The 22,516-nt window shown below is 37.1% G+C and carries 19 protein-coding genes; 16 read left to right on the forward strand and 3 right to left on the reverse strand.

Annotated features, from left to right (window positions below; all coding sequences use genetic code 11):
* Nucleotides 1-3 precede the first annotated feature (3 nt).
* The 8 genes from MM213_RS03340 to MM213_RS03375 all read left to right on the forward strand — a co-directional run bounded on the left by MM213_RS03340 (nucleotide 4) and on the right by MM213_RS03375 (nucleotide 10,290).
* Nucleotides 4-1,545: a hypothetical protein gene (locus MM213_RS03340; RefSeq protein ID WP_241410089.1), complete on the forward strand. Its 1,542-nt coding sequence runs from the start codon at nucleotides 4-6 to the stop codon at nucleotides 1,543-1,545.
* Nucleotides 1,546-1,821: 276 nt separating this feature from the next.
* Complete coding sequence (locus MM213_RS03345; protein WP_241410090.1) at nucleotides 1,822-2,913, forward strand: inorganic phosphate transporter; 1,092 nt, start codon at nucleotides 1,822-1,824, stop codon at nucleotides 2,911-2,913.
* A 133-nt stretch (nucleotides 2,914-3,046) separates the two neighbouring features.
* On the forward strand, nucleotides 3,047-3,898 hold the full coding sequence (locus MM213_RS03350; protein WP_241410091.1) for a heme/hemin ABC transporter substrate-binding protein: 852 nt from the start codon (nucleotides 3,047-3,049) through the stop codon (nucleotides 3,896-3,898).
* Nucleotides 3,895-4,965, forward strand: coding sequence for a FecCD family ABC transporter permease (locus tag MM213_RS03355; protein ID WP_241410092.1), 1,071 nt, complete (start codon nucleotides 3,895-3,897; stop codon nucleotides 4,963-4,965). Before MM213_RS03350 ends, MM213_RS03355 begins: the two co-directional genes overlap by 4 nt.
* A gap of 1 nt (nucleotide 4,966) precedes the next feature.
* Nucleotides 4,967-5,770, forward strand: coding sequence for a heme ABC transporter ATP-binding protein (locus MM213_RS03360; RefSeq protein ID WP_241410093.1), 804 nt, complete (start codon nucleotides 4,967-4,969; stop codon nucleotides 5,768-5,770).
* Between the two features lie 3 nt (nucleotides 5,771-5,773).
* Nucleotides 5,774-6,817 (forward strand): hemin-degrading factor, encoded by a 1,044-nt coding sequence (locus MM213_RS03365; protein WP_241410094.1) that lies wholly within the window; start codon nucleotides 5,774-5,776, stop codon nucleotides 6,815-6,817.
* A 51-nt stretch (nucleotides 6,818-6,868) separates the two neighbouring features.
* Nucleotides 6,869-9,124: a TonB-dependent receptor gene (locus tag MM213_RS03370; protein WP_241410095.1), complete on the forward strand. Its 2,256-nt coding sequence runs from the start codon at nucleotides 6,869-6,871 to the stop codon at nucleotides 9,122-9,124.
* A gap of 104 nt (nucleotides 9,125-9,228) precedes the next feature.
* The gene (locus MM213_RS03375; RefSeq protein ID WP_241410096.1) at nucleotides 9,229-10,290 is read left to right on the forward strand and encodes an HmuY family protein; all 1,062 of its coding nucleotides are present in this window, start codon (nucleotides 9,229-9,231) and stop codon (nucleotides 10,288-10,290) included.
* Nucleotides 10,291-10,493: 203 nt separating this feature from the next.
* Here MM213_RS03375 and MM213_RS03380 read toward each other — a convergent pair whose 3' ends face one another.
* Complete coding sequence (locus MM213_RS03380; protein WP_241410097.1) at nucleotides 10,494-10,721, reverse strand: hypothetical protein; 228 nt, start codon at nucleotides 10,719-10,721, stop codon at nucleotides 10,494-10,496.
* Between the two features lie 626 nt (nucleotides 10,722-11,347).
* On the opposite strand from MM213_RS03380, the gene MM213_RS03385 reads away from it, so the two are divergent.
* The 7 genes from MM213_RS03385 to MM213_RS03415 all read left to right on the forward strand — a co-directional run bounded on the left by MM213_RS03385 (nucleotide 11,348) and on the right by MM213_RS03415 (nucleotide 18,334).
* Nucleotides 11,348-12,445, forward strand: a complete 1,098-nt coding sequence (locus MM213_RS03385; RefSeq protein ID WP_241410098.1) for a chorismate mutase — start codon at nucleotides 11,348-11,350, stop codon at nucleotides 12,443-12,445.
* A gap of 147 nt (nucleotides 12,446-12,592) precedes the next feature.
* Nucleotides 12,593-13,630 carry a 3-dehydroquinate synthase gene (gene aroB, locus MM213_RS03390; RefSeq protein WP_241410099.1) on the forward strand — a complete coding sequence of 346 codons (1,038 nt, stop codon included), beginning with the start codon at nucleotides 12,593-12,595 and terminating at the stop codon, nucleotides 13,628-13,630.
* A gap of 42 nt (nucleotides 13,631-13,672) precedes the next feature.
* A complete protein-coding gene (locus tag MM213_RS03395) occupies nucleotides 13,673-14,887 on the forward strand; it encodes a 3-phosphoshikimate 1-carboxyvinyltransferase (protein WP_241410100.1) in 1,215 nt (404 codons plus the stop codon).
* A 259-nt stretch (nucleotides 14,888-15,146) separates the two neighbouring features.
* On the forward strand, nucleotides 15,147-15,515 hold the full coding sequence (locus MM213_RS03400; RefSeq protein ID WP_241410101.1) for a DMT family protein: 369 nt from the start codon (nucleotides 15,147-15,149) through the stop codon (nucleotides 15,513-15,515).
* Complete coding sequence (locus tag MM213_RS03405; protein WP_241410102.1) at nucleotides 15,512-16,330, forward strand: prephenate dehydratase; 819 nt, start codon at nucleotides 15,512-15,514, stop codon at nucleotides 16,328-16,330. Before MM213_RS03400 ends, MM213_RS03405 begins: the two co-directional genes overlap by 4 nt.
* Nucleotides 16,330-17,475: a pyridoxal phosphate-dependent aminotransferase gene (locus MM213_RS03410; RefSeq protein WP_241410103.1), complete on the forward strand. Its 1,146-nt coding sequence runs from the start codon at nucleotides 16,330-16,332 to the stop codon at nucleotides 17,473-17,475. The genes MM213_RS03405 and MM213_RS03410 overlap by 1 nt, the downstream gene beginning before the upstream one ends.
* 10 nt (nucleotides 17,476-17,485) lie before the next feature.
* Nucleotides 17,486-18,334, forward strand: a complete 849-nt coding sequence (locus MM213_RS03415) for a prephenate dehydrogenase (RefSeq protein WP_241410104.1) — start codon at nucleotides 17,486-17,488, stop codon at nucleotides 18,332-18,334.
* Between the two features lie 220 nt (nucleotides 18,335-18,554).
* Here the strand turns inward: MM213_RS03415 and MM213_RS03420 are convergent, their stop codons facing one another.
* On the reverse strand, nucleotides 18,555-19,856 hold the full coding sequence (locus MM213_RS03420) for a serine hydrolase domain-containing protein (RefSeq protein WP_241410105.1): 1,302 nt from the start codon (nucleotides 19,854-19,856) through the stop codon (nucleotides 18,555-18,557).
* A gap of 187 nt (nucleotides 19,857-20,043) precedes the next feature.
* On the opposite strand from MM213_RS03420, the gene MM213_RS03425 reads away from it, so the two are divergent.
* Nucleotides 20,044-20,760 carry an SIMPL domain-containing protein gene (locus MM213_RS03425; RefSeq protein WP_241410106.1) on the forward strand — a complete coding sequence of 239 codons (717 nt, stop codon included), beginning with the start codon at nucleotides 20,044-20,046 and terminating at the stop codon, nucleotides 20,758-20,760.
* Nucleotides 20,761-21,226: 466 nt separating this feature from the next.
* Here the strand turns inward: MM213_RS03425 and MM213_RS03430 are convergent, their stop codons facing one another.
* Nucleotides 21,227-22,426, reverse strand: a complete 1,200-nt coding sequence (locus MM213_RS03430) for a DUF6807 domain-containing protein (protein WP_241410107.1) — start codon at nucleotides 22,424-22,426, stop codon at nucleotides 21,227-21,229.
* Nucleotides 22,427-22,516 lie beyond the last annotated feature (90 nt).

A 22,516-nucleotide genomic window follows, 5' to 3' on the forward strand; every position in this document is an offset into this window, starting at 1 on the left:
GATATGAAAAAGCAATCGATCATATATGCAATTTGCTGGCTGTTGTTTTCTTCAGCTTATTTCCTCCTGAGTCTTTGGCTTCAAAGTAGAGGCTTTTATAACCTAGAGGCATATTTCATAGAATATAAAACAGTTTTGATTTCTAGATATGAAGAAGGATTTCTTAGGACATTTTTCTTTACCAAACCAATAATATTATTTTTGGGATCCTTGTTAATATCATTTATAAAGCAAAGCCAAAGTACCTATATTCTAAATGCAATTATAATAGGAGGACTAACAAACCACCTTTTTTTGAAAGGATTAAAGAGAAAATTGAGTATAAAAGTATTTTTGATTTATGTTCTTCTCAGTCCAATAATCATTTATTCAGGTGTTTCTGGAGGAAGTACTGCATTGTATCTTATATTCTATTTTGTGTTTTTCACTTTATTGTTTAAGTATAGTAAATCTTATTCAGTCTTTCATCTAACACTGCTTAGTCTTTTGCTAGGGGTTTTTGTATTGTTTGATTTAGAATTGCTCAAATTTCTTCTGCTATTGATTCCTGTTTTCTTTTTTGTGAATTTCTCCAAAGCAAAAGGAATAAGTGGCAATTTCTACTACCGTGCATCCATTATCTTCAGCAATGGTTCTCAGCGTAGGAAATTTTTCACCGGCTTCTTTTCATCAATATTCATAGTAGCATTTATTCCTTTGATGACTATTTTGATTTATTTAGTTATCAATAAGATCTTTGCAGGTAGTTTTTTATATTTCATGGATGGAGTAGGGGATCAGTGGAGTAGCTATTCCACTCTTTATCCTTTGCTGTATGAAGATAACTACATTTGGAATGTAATAGCAGAAAATACACGTTCATTTATCATTCCTTTGGCGCTAGTTTCTTGTTTGATAGTTTTTAATCTTTTTGATTTTGAAGGATCCGTTGCCAAAAACGCCCTTATTTTGTTAGGGATACTTTACTGTTTTTCTGAAATTGCAGAAAATAGAATTGATAACCTCAATCTAAATGTTTTATCTTTGATTACAGCAATTGGTCTTGCCGTGGTGTTTTACAATCATGATAAAGAAAAAGTAGAAAAACCATTTAAAATAGTACTAGGTTTTATTATTCCTTTTATTTTGATTTTTTTGGAAGTTATTTATTTCAAATATTCTGTCAACTATAACGAAAGGCTTTATTATCAATCTGTGATTGAAAAAAATGATAATGAACATTTTACTTCTCTCAAGAACCTTTCTTCTTCATTAAAAGATCAGGAAAAAGGGAGGGTATTAGTGGATGATGCTATTTACTTTGCCTCTCTGACCGATCTGAATTCGGAATTTACTTGGGAAGGGCATTTTAGTCCTAATTTTTTAGCAGCTATGCAGCTTCCGCAGATTTACGCTGATTACATTATCGTTAGCAAGCCAGCATTTTTGCTTTATCCCAACGATGTTGTTGCAGCTTCCTTGAGACGGCTTGAGCATTTTGGGATATCATTGGATACAGAGATTTTATATGAAGATAAATTCTCGATGTTGTTGAAGGTAAAATAACAAAGGAGTGTTTAAATAATATGATTATCTACTTCTTTTCCAGTAGCTTATAATCCTGGTGTTAATGTTTGATTTAGATCAATATCAATTAATATCTAATATCTATCAATATCCAATATCAATTAATATCGTATCTAAGCTAAATCAGGCTTTTCTCTAATTAGATATATACCCTAACTTCAATGCTATCGATTGTCAACTGTCGATGATTTTAAATTTTGTATCTTGATCAAATAAAGGCACATCTAAGGAGCTTTCAATCTGCGTAATTTATACATGGTTTATATTGTTTTAATTTTAGCTGTCGCTTTCTTTGCTTATAGTAATGGGGCAAATGATAATTTCAAAGGTGTTGCCACACTATATGGAAGCAGGCAAGTGAGCTACAAAACTGCAGTAGCTTGGGCCACTGCTACAACCTTAATGGGTTCTATAGCTTCTATTTTCTTGGCAGCAGCTTTGGTTAAGAATTTTTCAGGTAAGGGGCTTGTCCCTGATGTGTTTGTCAATGACCCCTCATTTGCTGTATCAGTAGCAGTAGGAGCAGCGATGACTGTATTTGTTGCTACCAAAATCGGAATGCCAATTTCAAGTACTCATGCAATGGTAGGAGCGCTATTTGGAACAGGCTTTATTGTATCAGGAGGTGATGTCAAGTTTGAATTACTTTTGGGAGTGTTTTTGATACCTTTAATTCTCAGTCCAGTACTCTCAGCATTTTGTTCTGCAGTATTGATAAAAGCACAAAGCCTTCTCTCTTCTCGTGATAAAAATTGTATTTGCATCACCGATTCAAAAATAGCCTTAGAATCTGGTCCAAGGAATTATTTTTTTGATTCCAAACAATTAACGTTTGCCAACATACAGGATTGTCAAAAAAATAATTTGCAAAATGGAGTGACCTTTAATTCTTCAAAAACCATCGATTCACTTCATTTTTTGAGTTCAGGAACAGTATGTTTTGCTAGAGGATTGAATGATACACCTAAAATTGTAGCTCTATTGATTCTAATACCTTGGCTTCAAGTTTATCAAGGGCTATTATTAATCGCTATCCTAATGGCTGTGGGAGGTTTGCTTCATTCTAGAAAGATCTCAAGAACTATGGGAGATAAAATTTCCTTGATGAGTCGTCAACAAGGATTTATTTCCAATCTGATTACAAGTTTTTTCGTGATTTCAGCATCTTTGTTTGGATTGCCTGTCTCTACTACGCATGTTTCTGTTGGTGCGATTTCAGGAATGGGAATTGCCAACAAGTCGGTTGATTTTAAAGTACTCAAGCATATTTTATTGTCGTGGGTTTTGACACTACCATGTGGAGCATTGATTTCTTTTTTGGTTTATCTATTTATTTCAAATTTATAAAATCTATCAAATTTCCATTGTGATAATCAAGTAATTAGAATTTTGTTTTAATAGAAAAAATCAATTAATCTTTATTTGGATTTAATCTAAATATAGCGACATTTGTCATGTTATTTAAAATCAATCTAAATAAATGAAAGTAAATTTCCTTTTTCTATTGTTCATAATTGGAGCTTGTTCCTCTCCTCAACAAAATCAGGAATCTGAAAGCAAGAAAATCATAACCGCAGGAGGAACAGTCACTGAGATTGTTCACGAGTTGGGTTTTGGGGCGTCGATAATAGCCACCGACATCACTTCGACCTATCCAGAATCCATGAAATCATTACCTTCTATTGGATACAGAAACCAGATCAAAACAGAAGGGATTCTTTCTTTGTCACCTGACATGATCTTGGCAGAAGAAGATTACCTTTCTCCAGATGTAGTAGCACAATTGAAATCTACAGGTGTTGAAATAAGGTTTTTTGAAAAACCGACTACTGTCGATGGAACCATCCAGCTGATTACAGACCTTTCGACTTATCTCGATGCCAAAGAACAAGGTGAATCGATCATATCAAAGTTGAAAAATGACCTTGATCAACTTGAGACTTATTTGGCGCAAAACCAAGGGGACAAGCCAAGCATGCTATTTATCATGGCTAGGGGAGAAGACATGATTTTTGTGGGTGGCGATGAAACTTTTGCACCTTCGATCATTTCACTTTCTGGCTTAGAGTCACCTCTTTTGGGTTTCAAAGATTTCATTCCACTTACTCCGGAAGCATTGACCAAATTCAACCCTGATTATATTCTATTGTTTGATTCCGGTTTGGCTTCATTGGGAGGAAAAGAAGGATTGAGAAAAATCAGAGGAATAGAACAAACTACGGCATTCCAAAAAGATCAAATCTTGGCTTATGATGGACTTTTGCTCTCAGGCTTTGGTCCAAGGGTAGCCGAGGTTGCATTGGAAATCGCAAAAGCTGTCTATCAAAAATGAAAACCCTTCAATCAGATATCAGGACTTCAAAGCTGCGCAATCAAAATGCAGTCATGCTGATGCTTTTGCTGATTTTATCAGTGATTGTGTTGCTATCTGCTTCTTTTGGTGCATTTCATATTCCTGTAGATGCTGTCATTGGGATCTTCAAGAGCCAATTGGGAATTGATTCACATGTATTCACTGATGCACAAGCGCAAGTTTTGTTGAATATCCGAATGCCAAGAATTCTGATGGCGATGCTCATCGGTGGTGGATTGGGCTTGGCTGGTGCTGCATTGCAGGGCTTGTTCAGAAATCCATTGGTGGAGCCGGGATTGATAGGAGTAAGTGCTGGTGGAGCATTCTTTGCGGTTTTGTTTATTGTATTTGGATCGAGTTTGATTGTTATGAGCCCTTTGTTTTCATTAATTGGGCTGCCTTTGTTTGCTTTTTTGGGTGGCTTGTTGGTGACGATGTGTGTGTACAAAATTGCAAGTAATTCGGGTAAAACTGATATTTCTGTATTGATCCTTGCAGGTGTTGCAATCAATGCTTTGATGGGTGCCTTGATTGGATTGGTATTATTTTATGCAGATGATGCCGCGTTGAGAAACTTTACTTTTTGGAGTTTGGGTGATTTAGGAGGTAGCAATTGGTCAAAGCTTGGTATTGGTTCATTGCTGATTATTCCTGCTATTGGGATGATTCTCAAATTGTATCCAGAACTGAATGCGATGGCTTTGGGAGAAAATGAGGCTTACCATATTGGTGTCAATATCCAAAAAGTGAAATATACACTTTTCCTGTCCTCGGCATTGATTGTTGGGACTGCTGTTTCTATGAGTGGTACAATTGGATTTGTGGGTTTGGTAGTTCCACATTTGATCCGATTAGGTTTTGGAGCAGATCACCGTCTGGTATTGCCAGGTTCATTTCTTCTTGGGGCGATTTTGCTCTCAGGAGCGGATCTATTGGCAAGAAATATAGTGCGTCCTGCAGAACTTCCCATTGGAATAATCACTGCGCTTTTGGGAGCACCATTTTTCATTTATCTAATTCTGAATTTCAAGAAAATAAATTATTGATATGCTACAAGGAATAAATATACACTTCTGTATCAGTGATAAGCCAATCATCGGCGAGGCAAGTGTCAAGCTATTTCCGGGACAGTTTACTGCGATTATTGGGCCAAATGGAGCTGGGAAATCCACACTTTTCAAGCTTTTGTCTGGAGATCTTACATGCAGCCGTGGGAATATACTCTATAATGGCCGCCTAATCCAAAAGTACAAAAGTCAGGAACTGGCACAGATTCGTGCCGTCATGCCTCAGCATACAGTCCTCTCTTTTCCATTTTCTGCATGGGAGGTTGTCGAACTTGGGTCTTTAAATGCACCCAGGGAGATTTCCCAACAAGATATTCAGGACGTAATGGAGCGCTTGCAAATTTGGCACCTGAGAGATAGAAAATATAGTCTCCTTTCAGGTGGCGAAAAACAAAGGGTACAGCTCGCTAGGGTTTTGATACAAATCTGGAAAAATCAGCCATTTCCAAGATATCTCCTTCTGGATGAACCTATCTCTAGCATGGATGTGTCATTGCAACATCTTGTATTGGCAATGCTCAATGACCTGAAAGATCGCAATATAGGTGTTTTGGCAGTCTTGCATGATTTGGGTTTGGTTGCAAATTATGCCGATCAGGTCATCATGATGAAAGCAGGGAGTGTTGCATTTCAGGGAAACTTGTCTGAGGTCTATAATAGCAAAAACTTGGAAAAACTATTTGGCTATCCAATACAAGTGAAAAATCACGAAACTGGCATGGGGGTTATGGTTCATAGCCTTCCTTATCATTATATCAATCATACCATAAAACAAGCACAATAATATATGGAAACTTCAACTTTAGATCGAAAAAATACATTGAAAAACGACTGGCAAAAGTTGGTGTCAGATAATCCAAAATTGAGGATCAGAGATGCTGCTGAGAAACTTGGTGTTTCAGAGGCAGAACTTTTGGCAACCAATATTGGCAATGGGGTAATCAGGCTGAAACCTGAATGGACTTCTTTGCTTTTTGAATTCAAGAAACTTGGCAAAGTGATGTCTCTCTGTAGAAGCAATGGCTGTGTGTTGGAGCATAAAGGGAATTTTCAGAAAATCAACATTGAAGGAAGTCCAACCCATCAAGTTGGTACAGTAATAGGCCCGATCGAGCAAAGGATATTTTTCAGTGCATGGAAATTTGGTTTTGCAGTAGAATCAGAATCTCCAAGGGGAGTGATGAGGAGCTTTCAGTTTTTTGACAAAGAAGGAGCAGCCATCCTCAAAATTTACCTTCAAGAAGACTCAAACCTTGAAGCTTTTCAAAACTTGGTAAACCACTACCTAGCAGATGACCAATCTGGAGATTTGGAGATCGAGAAATTTCCAGTAGCAGAATATGCAAAATCCATCGATATGGATGCATTTACCAAAGACTGGGAAAGTATGAAAGATACGCATGACTTCTTTGGGATGTTGAGAAAATACAAAGTCCATAGATTGGATGCGATCAAGTGGATCGATGATAAATGGGCTTATGAAGTGGATAAGTTTGCTCCTAGCAAAATTTTGGAAGTGGCATCCAGAACACAGATGCCAATTATGATTTTTGCAGGAAATAAAGGAAACATCCAGATTCATCAGGGTAAAGTAAGGACGATCAGGCAAATGGGCAGTTGGCTTAATGTACTGGATCCACAATTCAACATGCACCTAAACGAAGATTTGATTGCCCACACATTCGTTGTTCACAAAAACACTGAAGATGGGTTGGTCTCTTCCTTGGAGCTTTTTGACCATGATGGAGAGATGATAGCACAATTCTTCGGTCTTAGAAAACCTGGTTTGCCGCAGTTGGCAGCATGGAAGGATTTGATAGATAGCTTATAGTTCTACCTGCAGGCAGGATTGAAATTCCTGCCTGCAAAAAAATTTAAACATATGTTTAGAATTGATCTTAATAAAATTAATGTCATTATTCTTCTATTTCTACTTGTAGTCAATTTTTCGGTTTTGGCAGACCGAAAGGGAGTAGTAAAGGATATAGATGGGAAATCTATACCTTTTGCTTCCATTACTTGGAGCCAAGATAGTGGAGTTGTCGCAGATGAAGAAGGACATTTTTCAATTCCTGATACACTCAAAAATCAAAAGATTAGGGTTAGTGCTATCGGATATGAAACAAGTGTCATGGATATAAATGACTCAACATCCATCATAAAAGTTCAACTCTCGCCAAATACCACTGAGCTCACTGAGGTCGTCGTAACTGGATATATAGATCCCCAAAGTGCAAAGCAATCAGTCTATCAAGTAAGAACTATTTCTAAAGATATCATCAAAAATCGAGCGGCTGGCAACATACAGGAAGTATTAAATACTGAACTAGGGATTAGATTCAGTCAAGACAATGCAATCGGAAGTAGTAATCTTGAGATGATGGGGATGGCTGGACAGAATATCAAAGTCTTGATAGACGGAGTTCCAATGGTAGGAAGGCAAGGTGTAAACAATGAAATCAATATCAATCAAATCGATGTAAATCAAATAGAAAGAATTGAAATTGTCGAAGGGCCTATGTCGGTAGTATATGGCGCAGATGCGTTGGCAGGAGTCATTAATATCATCACCAAGAGACCAGAGACATCCAAATTTTTGCTCAATGCCAGAATCCAAGAGGAATCAGTCGGGAGTGATTATCAGTTTGCTCAAGGCAAGGGAAATCATATCCGAAGTATTCAGTCGCAATGGGGGCTTTCTGAAAAGTGGAGTTTTGGTTTAGGGTACACCAACAATGCTTTTGGTGGTTGGAAAGGTGAAAATATAGGAAGACAATTTGCCTGGCTTCCCAGAAATCAGCACTTGGCCAATACTCAAGTCAATTTTAACAACAATAATGTAGAGCTAAACTATAGCTTGGATTATCTCAACGAGACAATCACAAGTTATGGGCCTGAAAATAGGGTTGAAGTGATTGATAGTGAGTTTCTGACCAAAAGATGGATGCATAGATTGAATGGTACTTACACATTCTCACCGAATGTAAAGACATCTGTTCAGGCCGGATTTACAAATTACACTAGGGAGACAATTACAAAATTTACAAATATCAGAACCGGTGAACAAGGACTTGCAACGGGTCCTGATAGCCAAGCTAAATTGCAATATTCGGGGTTGAATTTCAGGTCAACTACTTATTGGAAACTCGCCAATAAACTTGCACTTTCCGGAGGTCTTGATTTAAACTACGAAGAAGGTCAAGGGGATAGGATTAGCGAAAATGAAGGTATTGCAGATTTGGCGGCATTTCTCAGTGCAGAGTGGAAACCTACCGATAAGCTTAGTATCCGACCAGGAATCAGAAGTACATACAATTCTGCATATACAGCTCCTCCAATTATTCCCTCTGTCAATGGACGGTTCAATATTACCGATGCGCTTAATTTTAAATTTGGTTATGCAAGAGGCTTCAGAGCGCCTTCTATTCGCGAGCTTTACTTTAACTTTTTTGATGCCAGCCATTCTATCATTGGCAATCCTGACCTGAAGGCAGAGACTTCCCATAGTTTCAATACCTCATTGGCTATGGATCGAAAGGTCTCCGATAAAGTGAAAGTTGAAAGCTCTTTGAGCGGATTCTATAATGATGTAAAAAATCAAATCACCTACGGAATCTCACCTGAAGATCCCAGATTGACCAGTTTATTTAATTTGGAAGAGTTCAAAACTGGAGGCTTGATGATTAGAAACAAGATTCTATTGGGTAAAAGCAGTCTTGATTTGGGCATGTCAAGAATAGGAAGATTCAATAGAATCAGTAGTGAAATTCCAGCATTAGAGCCTATGCTTTGGTCTACGGAAATCAATTCCAACCTTGGCATTTACCTTCCATTTGCAGACAGTTATCTCAATGTATTTTACAAATGGACTGGAGCACTTCCTGCTTTTGTGTTGGATACAGAAAGTGAAAGTGGTGCAAGAGCTGTTCAAATGGACGGTTTTCATTGGATGGATTTTACTTTCAAAAAATCTCTTTTTGGAAATCTTGATTTCACTGTAGGAGTGAGAAATCTTCTGGATATCAAAAATATACAAAGCAATACAGGTGATGGTAGCGCCCATTCGGGTGGAGCAAGTAGGCCTGTAGGGTACGGCAGATCTTATTTTATTGGAATGAATTACCAACTATTTAAATAAAAACAAAAAATATGAAATCAAGCATGACGAAGAACGTCACACACTGGGATGATTCTCAACAATGCGAGATTCCATGTGACCTCTGAAAAACAAATTATAAACACATGAAAAAGTATAATTACATCGTATTGCCATTTGTTTTGGCAAGTTTGGGACTAGGTTTTAGTTCTTGTTCAGAAAATGAGGATCCCATCGTCGAAGTTCCTCCAGTTGAAGAAGCATTTATAGAAATCAATGGAGGAGGAAGTACCTTTCCAAACATGGCCTTTGTTGATTTGAGTAAGGAAGTACAGACAGCAGTCAGACGAGACTCTTGGGATTTGGCTTTCAACAGCGGTTCAGAGTTTAATGTATTGATCAATGGAACGACTGGTGCGATGGCCTACGAGACGGAATTTACAGATTTTGCTCAGGTTGGAGCAGACTTGGAGCAAGAATTGAGAAGTGCTGGATCTCTTGACCTTACATTTAGTAATCTTGATGGGATAAAGTATGTTGACAATCCATCCAACCCTTTAGCTGAGTTCAATGTACTCGGTCAAGCAGCGACCTCAGCCCAAAGTGCCAAAGTATTTGTAATCAACAGAGGTGAGAGTGGCGCTGAGTCCAAGCCATGGAAAAAGATCAAAATTTATAGATCTAACAATGCTTACATCATAGAGCATGCCGAAGTCAATTCAAACCAAATCACCTCTGTACAAATCTCAAAAGATGAGGATTTCAATTTTGTCTATTTTTCTTTTGAAAATGGGAAAGTGGAGGTGGAACCAAAAAAATCCGAATGGGACTTTGTATGGACAGCAGGAACATCCTCAACACCTTTTCCTCAAGCATTTGAAGGGAGATTGGCGTATTTTTTCCAAGACCTTACCTATCACAATATTTACGGTGGTGTTTCTGCCATACAGATTATGGAAGCCAATATTCCATTTGATTCATTTTCTGTCGCAGAGTTGTCAGGATTGGAATTGGACAGTGAAAACAGGCTGGTATTGGGATCAAACTGGCGATCTGGTGGAGGTCCAAATTCAGAACCAAATATCAGAAATGATAGATACTACATCATCAAAGATAAAAATGGGAATCATTATAAATTAAGATTCCTATCCCTAACATCAGGAGGAGAAAGGGGAAGACCAAGCTTAGAGTATGCTTTGGTCAAATAATATTGATTGTATGGTTTATTGATTTGAAAAAGAGAAGCTCATTTGGGCTTCTTTTTTTATTAAAAAACAAATAGGTTGATCATAAAATGTGGTCACTTTACTCTGGAAAAGTCTTAGATATTTTTTTGATAAAATTAAAAGAAGAAAGGTATGCAAGGCTGATTTCTCACCTTTTACCTTTCTTCTCGTTCTTGTTTCCAATTTTATGCACTTGCAAATTGATTGCAACCAAAATTTGCTCCTGTGATGAATTCTATTGACTTTGCATTGGCATCAAGAGGTCTTCCATCGTTGAGAACTGGAATGATAAAATCCGGATCCATTTTGGATTCAATGTGGCTTAATTTATTGCATTCACCGTAATTTTCTTTTTGAGCTACTACTGGTGCTTCTGTTTCCCAGTAATTGCAATTTGAACATACCTTTTCCATTTTTCTATTGTTTAATTTTGTGTTAGTGTTTTTAAATTTTGTATTCATATAAATATACTCAAAAGCCATAAGTTAGTTACGTTAAAAAACTGAATAACAATAATTTGTAATTGATTCAAATAAACATAACCTTGGAATCAATATTATTCTAAAAACGGTGGAGTTAGTAGTAATCAATAAACCTTTCAGGTTTCGTTGATTTTTTAAAACTAAATAGTTTGAAAACTGGAAGGTTCTTTTTTCACAATACAGGTCTCTTGCATCTCGTCTCTCGTTTCTAGCTTCTTTTTGGTTCTAACTTTAAAAATGGACAAAATAAAGCTCCAAACATAATTCTGTCAATCAGTGAAAATATGTCTCTATTTTCCGAAAAAGCAATACATTCACTTCCAATTACATAAATGATAAAAAAATATTGAAAAATTAATTTGTTTTTAAAAAATGAGCCTTTACATTTGGGACATGTTAATCGCAGTCGTAATATATTTTAGCTTCTTTTACTTTTACTTTCGTCACAAAAGTCGAATCGGAGCTGCGTATTGTCTAGTTAAAAAATAAACATTCATACATACACAAAAGCCCGATTCGAAAGAATCGGGCTTTTTTTATTCAAACCAATCAAACTCATGGAAAATCACTTACAAACAAAAGACTGGGGACTAGGACTAAATGGTCACGTGATCATCGCAGGACCTTGTAGCGCAGAAACACCTGAACAGATAGAAAAAGTCTGTTTGGATATGAAGAAAGAAAACATGGTTCCTCACATTTTCCGTGCAGGGATTTGGAAACCAAGAACTAGACCTGGAAGTTTCGAAGGGATTGGCGAGGATGGATTGAAGTGGATGGAAATCGTGAGAAATCACCTAAACATCCCAATCACTACAGAAGTTGGAAATGCAGCTCACGTGGAATTGGCTTTGAAACACAAAGTAGATGTACTTTGGATCGGTGCAAGAACTACCGTAAATCCATTTGCAGTGCAGGAAATTGCTGATGCATTGAAAGGTGTAGATATTCCAGTAATGGTCAAAAACCCAATGAACCCTGATCTACAGTTATGGTTGGGAGCTTTGGAAAGATTGCAAGCAGTAGGAATCAACAAGCTTGCGGCTATCCACAGAGGATTCTCTGACTCATATGATAAGAGATTCAGAAACAAGCCAAATTGGTCTATGCCAATCCATTTGAAGAGAGAGTGGAAAGGGATGGAAGTGATCAATGACCCTAGCCATATTGTTGGCAACAGAGCAGGGATTTTGGAAACTGCACAGAGAGCAATCAATTTCGGATTGGATGGCTTGATGATCGAGACACACCATGATCCTGACAATGCATGGTCTGATGCAAAGCAGCAAGTTACACCTGCCGGATTGAAGCAGATTTTGTCTCAAATAGACTTCAAACAAACTGGCGGAAAAGAAAATCCTGGAGAGCGTTTGAATGATTTGAGAACTGCTATAGATCATTTGGATGATCAATTGTTGGATATCCTTCAGGAAAGATTCTCACTAATCGACCAAATTGGTGCTTATAAAAGAGAGCAAAACCTGACAGTATTTCAATCAGACAGATGGAAATTTGTAATGGAATCACGTACTGAAAAAGGAGTAAAGAAAAATCTGAGCGAAAAATTCATGAAAGAATTGCTTTATTGCATCCATGAAGAATCAGTAAAAAGACAAGAAAAACAGTTAAGGGAAGCGGATCCTGTTAAGAAATAGTTGGAAAGTTAGAAGGTTGTAAAGTTGGAAAGTTTGGTTTTTAATAGAAATCAACTTTTCCAATAACTTTTAAACCTTTCAACTTTTAAACCTTTTAACCTTTTTCATCCTTTTCGTAATTTCGAGTCAAATAATAACTTAGAAAAATTGGAATCAATCATATTTTCAAGTGCAATAGCAGAAGATCTTGCCGGTTATATCAGCCGGCAGGATTTTTCTCAATTAGGTTTGATCATGGATAGCAACACACAGGTTCATTGCTATCCTCTTATCAGCAACAAGATCCCCAATCATCAACAATTTGCTTTTGAAGCAGGCGAGGTGAACAAAAACCTCACCACCTGTTCTGCTATTTGGCAGTGGATGACTGATTGTGGATTTGACAGAAAAGCCTTGATTATCAATTTGGGTGGAGGAGTATGTGGAGATATGGGCGGATTTTGCGCCAGCACTTACAAAAGAGGTGTAAGGTTTATCAATATTCCCACCACACTACTTTCCCAAGTAGATGCCAGTGTAGGAGGAAAGCTTGGAATTGATTTCAACGGCTTCAAAAACCATATAGGTGTTTTTACCGAACCTTTGGCGGTGTTAATTTCGGATGAATTTCTACCTTCTCTTCCACATGAAGAGCTGAGATCAGGATATGCTGAAGTCATCAAACATGGATTGATTCAGAATGCGGATTATTTTTCCACGCTTAAATCTACCGATTGGGAAAATCAGGATTGGAAAACGATCATTGAGAAGTCGGTCAGTATCAAAAAATCTGTAGTTGAAAAAGACCCGAAAGAAGCAGGTCTCAGAAAAATCCTCAATTTTGGTCATACCATAGGACATGCTTTTGAGTCTTTTTACTTAGATTCTGAAAGACATCTTTTGCATGGTGAAGCCATAGCGATAGGTATGGTTACTGAAGCATATCTTTCTTACAGAAGAATGGGTTTGCCACAAGAGGATTTGGATAAAATCACTGAAATGCTATTGAAAATCTATGGATATTTTGATTTTCCAAATGAAGATATTTCGCAGATAATAGCGCTTTGTGCCCAAGACAAGAAGAATGAAGGTGATGTGATCAATTTTTCACTCCTGAAAAAAACAGGCTATTGTGAATACAATATTCATATCAAGCTAAATGAAATCGAAGAAGCGATTGCTTATTATATCTCCCTGAAAAACTAACCGTGCATTACTTAGTAATGTGAATAAAGCCACTCAAACCTAATGAATACGATTTACCTCAAACAAATCCCCAGTTTCCCATCAACTGAGATCCCATTGCCTTCTTCCAAAAGTGAAAGCAATAGGGTATTGATCATTGATGCTTTGACAGATGGGGAAAATGAAATATCAAATCTTGCAGAAGCAAGAGATACCCAAACAATGATTAGGCTTCTCAAAACCAACCCACCGGTATTTGATGTCTTGGATGCAGGGACTACCATGCGTTTTTTGACTGCATTTGCTGCTGTCACCAACCAAAATAAAGTGATGACAGGAACCGCAAGGATGTGTGAGCGACCTATTGGGATTTTGGTGGATGCTTTGCGTGAACTTGGTGCTGACATTCATTATATGAACAAAGAAGGTTACCCACCATTGGCCATTCATGGATTCAAGGGTCAGTTGGTAGATCAAATCAGCATCAGGGGAGATGTCAGTAGTCAGTATATTTCGGCACTTTTGATGATTGCACCACTCTTGCCAAATGGCTTGTCTCTCGAACTTACAGGAAAAGTTGGGTCTGTGACATATATTGAGATGACTTTGGAATTGATGAAGCAATTCGGAGTTGCCTATACTTGGGAAGAAAATGTAATCAAGGTTAGATCCCAAAAATACCATTCTACAGCTTTTGCAGTCGAGTCTGATTGGTCAGGTGCAAGTTATTGGTTTAGTTTGTTGGCATGTGCTGAGAGTGGTTCTTTGTTTTTGAAAGGACTAAAGAAAGATAGTTTGCAGGGAGATTCGAAAATTGTCCAAATCATGGATCATCTCGGGGTGAAAAGTGAGTTTGTGGAAGGTGGAATCCAGCTTACCAAAAAAGAGGTGAAAGGCTTGAAATCTTGGGATTTTACCCATTGTCCAGATTTGGCACAGACAGTTGCGGTGACATGTGCTATTTTGGGGCAAAAAGTAGATTTTTCAGGTCTTGAAAGTTTGCGGATCAAAGAAACAGATAGGATTTATGCCTTGCAACAAGAATTGGCTAAATTCAATGCCCAATTGGTAGAAGGGGAGAACGAAGTATTTACCTTGATACCATCTGTAGAGATTCCAAATGAAGTTCAGATCCATACTTACGATGACCACAGGATGGCTATGGCATTTATGCCACTCATGACCAAAACCAATGTGATCATCGAAGACCCCGAAGTAGTCAATAAGTCTTACCCAAGCTTTTGGAAGCATGTCGAGCTGGTAGAGGTTGAAAATTGATGAATTTAAAGATTGGGAAGATTTGAAAATTGGAGATTATTAAGAAGTTTAAATGTTGGAAAGTTGAGAGAATGGGTTTCTTAATAGAGATTGCTTGATTAAGTTATTTGGTGAATTGTGTGAGTGGGTTAATGGTTACTTGATATTTACTTCAGTTCTAAAAAACAGTACTGAATGGCTAAAAACAAATTGAAATATTCTATGTGCGAAGCAATTCCTAAAATCTAAGTTCAGAAATCTCATTTTCCCTCTCTAAAATATGAAAAGTCTCTACACAATCTTGCTGCTCGTATTGTCCAATACCTTTATGACATTTGCTTGGTATGGGCATTTGAAATTTAAGGAATTGAAATGGTTTGAGAATTTGGGGCTTATTTCAATAGTTTTGATTTCTTGGGGAATAGCACTGTTTGAATATATGTTTCAAGTTCCTGCAAATAGAATTGGTTTCAAGGAAAATGGAGGACCATTTTCTTTGGTAGAATTGAAGGTGCTACAAGAAGTAATCACTTTGGTGGTTTTTATGCTTTTCACCTTTCTTTTTTTCAAGAATGAAAGCATCAAAATGAATCATATCATTGGCTTCGGATTTTTGATTTTGGCAGTTTATTTTATCTTTAAAAAATGAAAATAGCAATACAAGGAATTCCGGGTTCATTTCATCATCAGGTAGCGATCAATTGTTTTGGGACGGAAGTTGAGATTGTAGGATATAGGATTTTTGAAGAAGTTGCCAAATGTGTCGCACAAGGTACTTGCGATTATGGAGTTTTGGCAATTGAAAATTCAATCGCTGGCGCAATTTTACCGAACTATGAATTGATAGATCGGTATAACCTGACGATCAAAGATGAATATTACCTTCCTATTTCACATAATCTAATGTGTCTGAAAGGACAAAAAATCGAGGACTTGGCAGAAGTAAGATCCCATCCAATGGCATTGCTTCAGTGTAAGAAGTTTTTTGAAAACTATCCCCAAATCAAACTTGTGGATGATGTAGATACTGCATCTGTTGCCAAAAGAATTCGAGAAGAAAAAATCAAAGGAATCGGTGCCATAGCAAGCATGACGGCGGCCCAGATCTATAGTTTGGAAGTTTTGGCCTCTGATATACAAACTGTCAAGAATAACTTCACTCGGTTTATAATTCTGCAAAAACCAACTTTGGATTTGGGATTGGTCAAGCCGAATAAAGCCTCTATTAAAGTGACAGTCAATAATGAAAAAGGGATTTTGGCAAAGTTACTATCGCACATGAGTGGATCTGGCTTGGATTTGAGCAAGATCCAATCTATTCCGGTGATCGAAAAACCTTGGGAATATTCATTTTTTATTGATACAGAATTTGAGGATTACGATGCTTTCAAAACTGCTATTGCTGAGATCAATTCTAGCTTTGGGTCAGTGAAAATCTTTGGGGAATATCAAAATAGAAAGTGATGAAGGGATTTTCAAAACGACTTAATGAAGTTCAGGAGTACTATTTTTCCCAAAAACTCAAAGAGGTAAATAGCCTGAAAGCTGCGGGGAAACCAATCTTGAACATGGGCATCGGAAGTCCTGATTTACCACCACATCCCAAAGTGGTCAAAGCAATTTGTCAAGCAGCTATCAATCCTTCAGGACATGGTTATCAGGGTTATCAAGGAATTCCAAAATTAAGAGAAGCTTTTTCCGATTTTTATAAAGAGCATTATAGTGTCCAATTAGATCCTGATGGAGAAATCTTGCCTTTATTGGGCTCCAAAGAAGGGATTATGCATGTCTCAATGGCATTTTTGGATGCAGGTGATCAGGTATTGATTCCCAATCCAGGATACCCGACATACAGTTCGGTTTGCAAGTTGTTGCACGTAGAACCAGTATATTTTGATTTGTTGGAAAGCCAAAATTGGGAGCCAGATTTTGATGCTTTGTCAAAAACGGATCTGAGCAAAGTCAAACTCATGTGGGTCAATTATCCCAATATGCCTACAGGAGCCAAGGCAAGCAAGGTTTTATTTGAAAAGTTGATAGAATTTGGCAGAGAGCATGAAATTATAATCGTTCATGACAATCCATATAGTTTTATATTGGAAGAAAATCCAATAAGTATTTTGAAAATCAATGGTGCCATGGAAGTGGCTTTGGAGTTGAATTCATTAAGCAAAACAGCAAATATGGCAGGGTGGAGAGTTGGAATGATAGGAGGGAAGAAAGAGTGGATTCAAGCGATCACCAAAGTGAAAAGCAATATGGATTCAGGGATGTTTCTGGGAATTCAGGAAGGCGCTATCGCTGCATTGCATTTGGAAAAGGATTGGTATTCAAAATTGAATTTTGAGTATAGAAAAAGGAGAGAATTGGTTTGGCAATTGGCTGAAAAATTAGGTTTGAGTTATGACCCGGATGCAGTTGGAATGTTTGTTTGGGCGAAACTTCCCGAAAGTATAAATGATTTGGAATTAGTGGATAAACTTTTGTACGAGAAATCAATTTTCATCACTCCAGGAAGGATTTTTGGAAGTAGAGGAGAAGGTTTTGTAAGGTTTTCCCTTTGTGTTTCCACAGAAATAATTCAAGAAGCAATAGATAGAATAATATAAACATTATAGAATGAAAAAGATACATATCATCGGACTGGGACTTTTGGGCGGTTCATTTGGGTTAGCATTGAAGAAAGCAAAGCCTGAGATTAAGTTTACAGGTTTCGATTTAGATCCAAAGAATCTTGAAGATGCATTGGCATTGGGGATTATTGATGAAGCGAAAACAGAATTAGAGGAAGATATTGATGTAGTCGTATTGGCTACCCCTGCAAACTCCCTTGGAGATTTGTTGCTCAGTACTTTAGATCAAATAGGTCCAAAAACTTTGGTCATTGATTTTGGTTCTACGAAAGAAAATCTTTGCAAGGCAGTAGCAAACCATCCCAAAAGAGCACAATACTTGGCAGGTCACCCGATTGCAGGAACAGAATACTCTGGACCAAAAGCCGCAAAAGCTGACTTGTTGGATAAAAAAGTATTCATCATTTGCGAAATGGAACTGACAGATGTTCATCTCAAGGGAATGGCTTATGATATTTTGGAAGCACTCAATATGAAATTGAGGTTTATGGAAGCAGAAGAGCATGACCGCCACTTAGCTTTTGTGTCACACCTTTCCCATGTTTCCTCTTTTATGCTTGGAAAAACAGTTTTGGATAAGATGGAAGATGAGAAAAATATCTTTGATATGGCAGGTTCAGGATTTGCATCTACTGTAAGATTGGCAAAATCCTCTCCAGCTATGTGGGCGCCAATTATGGAAGAAAACAAGAAAAATATGCTTGAAGCATTGAGTTTATATATTTCAAACCTTTCCAAATTCAGAGACAAAATCATTGCAGATGACTATGAAGGATTGTCTTCAGAAATGCAAAAAATCAATAAGATTGGAGATATTTTGGATTTGGGGAAGTAATTTGATAGTAAGGAAATAAAAAACCATTATGAACACGAAGGTTTTCATAAAGAACACAAGGTAATTACCATATCTCACTTTGTGTCCTTTGTGCAATCTTTGTGTACATAGTGGTTAATTTTCATGCTTGCGAAAGACTATTTCATAACCATTTTTCATACAGCTTTTTCGCATCTTTGTGGGGTTTAACTCTCCCCGTTTTAATGTTTTCTAATCCCATTCAATCCTCCAAAACAGCCCCATTCACCGTTTGTTCAAAAGGTCCATAGAGTTTTTGGGAATGTATGGAAGGATATACTTGTGTAAGTAGGATTGCGACTACCCCTCGTGTTGGATCCATCCAGAATGTAGTCTGGAAAGCACCTCCCCAAGAGATTTTTCCTGGTTTTCTTCCAAATCTAAGATCACCATCTATCGCAGCAATCTGATATCCATAAGAAAAATGATCTTTGCCAACACGTACATCTCCGATCATATTTTTCTTTGCATTTTGGATGGTTTCTTTCTTAAGGATTCTGACACCATCATATTCACCATCATTCAAGACCATTTGGCAGAATTTGAAGTAATCTTGGGCAGTAGAACTTAAGCCAGCGCCTCCAGAGAAATATGTCTTGGCACCTTTTATTGGGAAATTGCCAGATAAATCTCGATTTGGATCTTCAGGGAATTCCACTAGAGGTTCAGATCTCGTATTTGCATACATCGTAGTCAGTCGAGAAGCATGAGCGTCGTCATCAAAGTAGAAACGAGTATCATTCATCTCCAGAGGATCAAAAATATTCTCCTTTAAATATGCATCAAAAGACATCCCAGAAGCTACCTCAACCACTCTTCCCAACACATCTATACCCAACCCATAAGTGAATTTCTCACCAGGTTCATGTTTTATTGGAATTTGGCCTAATTTCGCGACATTTTCTTCAATTCTGATTGGTTTCAAAGTAGTCAAGTCAATAATTCCTGCTTTGGAATATAGTTTATTCATTGTGGTGTCAGCAAATCCATAAGAAATGCCGGAAGTATGTGTAAGCAGGTGATGGATGGTTATTTCGTTTTTTGCAGGCTTACTAGTGAAGCTTGAATCGGATGGGTTGACATCGATCAATATCTTTGGATTGGCAAATTCAGGAATATACTTCGATACTGGATCATCATAATTGAGTTTTCCAGCCTCCTGAAGCTTCATGATGGCTATAGATGTAATTGGTTTGCTCATGGACGCTATTCTAAAGATATCATCTACTGCCATATTGTTGTTTTGACTGATATTTTTGTGCCCAAAAGCTTTGTTGTAGACGATTTCTCCATCAATAGCTACGAATGCAACTGCTCCAGCAATCCATTTTTCATCTATTGCTTTTTTGAGAAGATGGTCAATATTGTCAAGGGAATCTTGGAGGTATTTATTCTGTACTGATGCGTTTTTGGTTTCAAAATTTACAGTTCCCAAACTTTGGGCAAATAAGTTACTGTTAGAAAAAATTAAAGTGATAATGATCAGATAGATAAGTTTTTTCATCAGATTAGAGATAAATGGATTGAGACAAATCAACATTGACAGTCGTCATGTTGAAGGATTACTTGGATGAATGCACTAAATTTAACATTATTCACCAATAAAATTAAATCCAACTCTTAATTAACAATTCTTAAGATTTTGTGGCTTAAGTTTTGAAATATGTAAACAAATTATAAAAATGAAAAATATGAAAAAGTTATTCTTTATGTTGCCCGTTTTAATGCTGCCTTTTCTAAGTTTTGCGCAGCAGAATCAAATTCCTACTATCGAAGTAGATGGCGCGAGCGAAATAGAAGTGATGCCTGATGAAGCAACCATCCAAATCAATCTGAGAGAATTGGGAATGAAAGTTTCTGATGTGACCAATGCACTCAACAAAAAAACCAAAGCGATCCAAGATGCAATCAAGAAAACTGGTGTAGCTGATTACGATTTTGTAGTTGATAATTATTATGTAAATATCAATAGAATCTATACAAAAGGCTCTTCAAAAGATAGCGGATATGTAGCTTCGCAAAATGTAAAAGTAAGAGTGAAAAATATCGATAAAGATTTGGTAAAAGTTCTTGAGTCTATCAGCAGCAAGGGTTTTGACTTGAGTTACAATATGAATTTTGGTATTTCCGAAGCTCAACGAAAAGTACATCAGGAAAAGTTGCTTGAATTGGCTTTGGAAGATGCTCGTAGAAAAGCTGATGTTATTGCCAAAACTTTGGGGATAAAAAATATCAGAATTTTCAAAGTAAATTACAGCTCAGGAGTTAGTTTCCAACCATACGAACCAAGAATGGAAACTATGATGATGAAGTCTGCAGATGCAAGAGTAGAGCCTACTTTCACTCCAGAAGCACAGAAATTGTCTGATAGAGTATCTGTATCATTTGCTTTTTTGAATGAATCTTAATTTTGAAGTAAAGGATAACAACAAAAAATCGATTCTATAGCTAGCATGGCTAGCGCCCCTTTTTCTTATTTACCAACCTTGTCTTTGAATCAACTTGGGGGTAGAGCCCACTGTTCTTCGTAGAAAAGTATGGAGCCAGTTGGATTATAGGGGCGTAGCCCTGTTATCTGAGATTTTTGGAATAGACCAAGAGGTTTGAATAATAAACCAAAAATAAAACTTCCTATAATTCCTATAAAAAAACGAAACCTGCAAAACTTCTAAGTCTTGCAGGTTTCTTTGATGATAACGCTATAAAACTAGCTTCGTAGAAAAAAGAATCCATCAAATCCCTGAGGCGTGTTGCCCTGATTTCCTATTTTTCTGATTTTCGTTCTATTTGACCACAAAGGGCACTGATTACCAAATCAACTGATAACTAGTTGAGTTAAAGCAATATTTACTGAAAGCCATGCAATTTACAATCTTAATTTACCGTAACTGTGACCGGATTTTCCAAATTTCTCTGTATGCTTTCAATCATATTTAAATCTGCTTTCCCATCATGTACAAAATACCTATACTTGCTTTTGTAGGTCTCTCCTGGAGCGATTACAAATCCTTCTTCAAATACCGGAGTGAAAACCCAATAAGGCATGCTTGGATGAACTCTAACATGCTGCGGATAACGGAAATTGTCAGGAAAACCAAAAACTGTAACCCCTGCAAATTCACCTGAAATTTCTCCACTCACGCTAATCCATTTTGCTTTGGTGTGGTTTACATTTTCCAACGTGAAACCTTGGTCACTCAACACTTTCCAAGGTTTGTCAAAGTACACACTGTCATCAGGATTCCATTCTCGGCTTCCTCTCAATGCCATTCCACCATAAATGTATTTTTCCAAAAATAAAGTGTCATTGCTTGTATTGGTTTGCTCTGAGTAAATGTCAAACAAGAAAAAATCTGATATTGGATAAATGCGAATATCCCATTTTTCTTCCAAAACCTCACCGTTTTCCATACTGATATGACTTTGTGTACTTATGATCTGACCAACTGCATTCCCTTCATTTACAGAGAGTACATCCTTATGAACGACTGTCCCCAAGCTGTCTCTTTGATTCCAAAAATCAACTTTCTTTCCTTTAAACTTAGTATTTGTCCATGCATTGTATAGGGCATGCTGATGCATGTGACCAGCAGGAAAATCATCTGTTACAATTGCACCATTTGGACTTTTGAGAGGATGGATAAAGCCATTTTTTGCATACAATTGGCTTTCTCCATTTGGAGGAAAGACCATTTCTTTCTGATAAAAAAACAACTCTTTTCCGTTTACTTTTACCTGAATTCCATCTTGGTTTTCAACGATTTCCAAGGCTTTGGTTTTTGTTTCTTTTTCGGTACTTTTTACCAATTTGAAAGTAAGAGACTTTTCAGGTTCTAAGTTTTCCAAAAAGACCAAAACATTTTTCTCATCTAAAACTTCAACTGGAAATTTTTTACCGGATTCGATTTCCACAAGTTCATAATTTTCAGTTTCGTCTAAAGATTCCTTGAGCTCAATGCTTACAGGTACAGCTGTTCTTTCGAAATTACCTGGATCAATAGTAAGTAAAATATCGGGCTTTCCACAGCTTTGAAGCCATATTGCAAGTAAAATAATGAGTGTTGAGTTTTTCATTTTTCTAGAGTGATTCGCCAAACTTAACTATGGAAGTTATAGAATCAAAAAGAAAATTTATTCTATCCGTAAAATGTCAAGGTGGTAGCA

This window comes from Belliella alkalica (assembly GCF_022549785.1).
Classification (GTDB): Bacteria; Bacteroidota; Bacteroidia; order Cytophagales; family Cyclobacteriaceae; genus Belliella; species Belliella alkalica.

Coding starts and splice junctions, on each gene's coding strand:
- MM213_RS03370 (WP_241410095.1), top strand. CDS start 6,869: ATGTTTAGAATTGATCTTAATAAAATTAATGTCATTATTCTTCTATTT.
- MM213_RS03405 (WP_241410102.1), top strand. CDS start 15,512: ATGAAAATAGCAATACAAGGAATTCCGGGTTCATTTCATCATCAGGTA.
- MM213_RS03385 (WP_241410098.1), top strand. CDS start 11,348: ATGGAAAATCACTTACAAACAAAAGACTGGGGACTAGGACTAAATGGT.
- MM213_RS03400 (WP_241410101.1), top strand. CDS start 15,147: ATGAAAAGTCTCTACACAATCTTGCTGCTCGTATTGTCCAATACCTTT.
- MM213_RS03360 (WP_241410093.1), top strand. CDS start 4,967: ATGCTACAAGGAATAAATATACACTTCTGTATCAGTGATAAGCCAATC.
- MM213_RS03345 (WP_241410090.1), top strand. CDS start 1,822: ATGGTTTATATTGTTTTAATTTTAGCTGTCGCTTTCTTTGCTTATAGT.
- MM213_RS03355 (WP_241410092.1), top strand. CDS start 3,895: ATGAAAACCCTTCAATCAGATATCAGGACTTCAAAGCTGCGCAATCAA.
- MM213_RS03410 (WP_241410103.1), top strand. CDS start 16,330: ATGAAGGGATTTTCAAAACGACTTAATGAAGTTCAGGAGTACTATTTT.
- MM213_RS03420 (WP_241410105.1), bottom strand. CDS start 19,856: ATGAAAAAACTTATCTATCTGATCATTATCACTTTAATTTTTTCTAAC.
- MM213_RS03350 (WP_241410091.1), top strand. CDS start 3,047: ATGAAAGTAAATTTCCTTTTTCTATTGTTCATAATTGGAGCTTGTTCC.
- MM213_RS03375 (WP_241410096.1), top strand. CDS start 9,229: ATGAAAAAGTATAATTACATCGTATTGCCATTTGTTTTGGCAAGTTTG.
- MM213_RS03430 (WP_241410107.1), bottom strand. CDS start 22,426: ATGAAAAACTCAACACTCATTATTTTACTTGCAATATGGCTTCAAAGC.
- MM213_RS03365 (WP_241410094.1), top strand. CDS start 5,774: ATGGAAACTTCAACTTTAGATCGAAAAAATACATTGAAAAACGACTGG.
- MM213_RS03415 (WP_241410104.1), top strand. CDS start 17,486: ATGAAAAAGATACATATCATCGGACTGGGACTTTTGGGCGGTTCATTT.
- MM213_RS03340 (WP_241410089.1), top strand. CDS start 4: ATGAAAAAGCAATCGATCATATATGCAATTTGCTGGCTGTTGTTTTCT.
- MM213_RS03425 (WP_241410106.1), top strand. CDS start 20,044: ATGAAAAAGTTATTCTTTATGTTGCCCGTTTTAATGCTGCCTTTTCTA.
- MM213_RS03395 (WP_241410100.1), top strand. CDS start 13,673: ATGAATACGATTTACCTCAAACAAATCCCCAGTTTCCCATCAACTGAG.
- MM213_RS03380 (WP_241410097.1), bottom strand. CDS start 10,721: ATGGAAAAGGTATGTTCAAATTGCAATTACTGGGAAACAGAAGCACCA.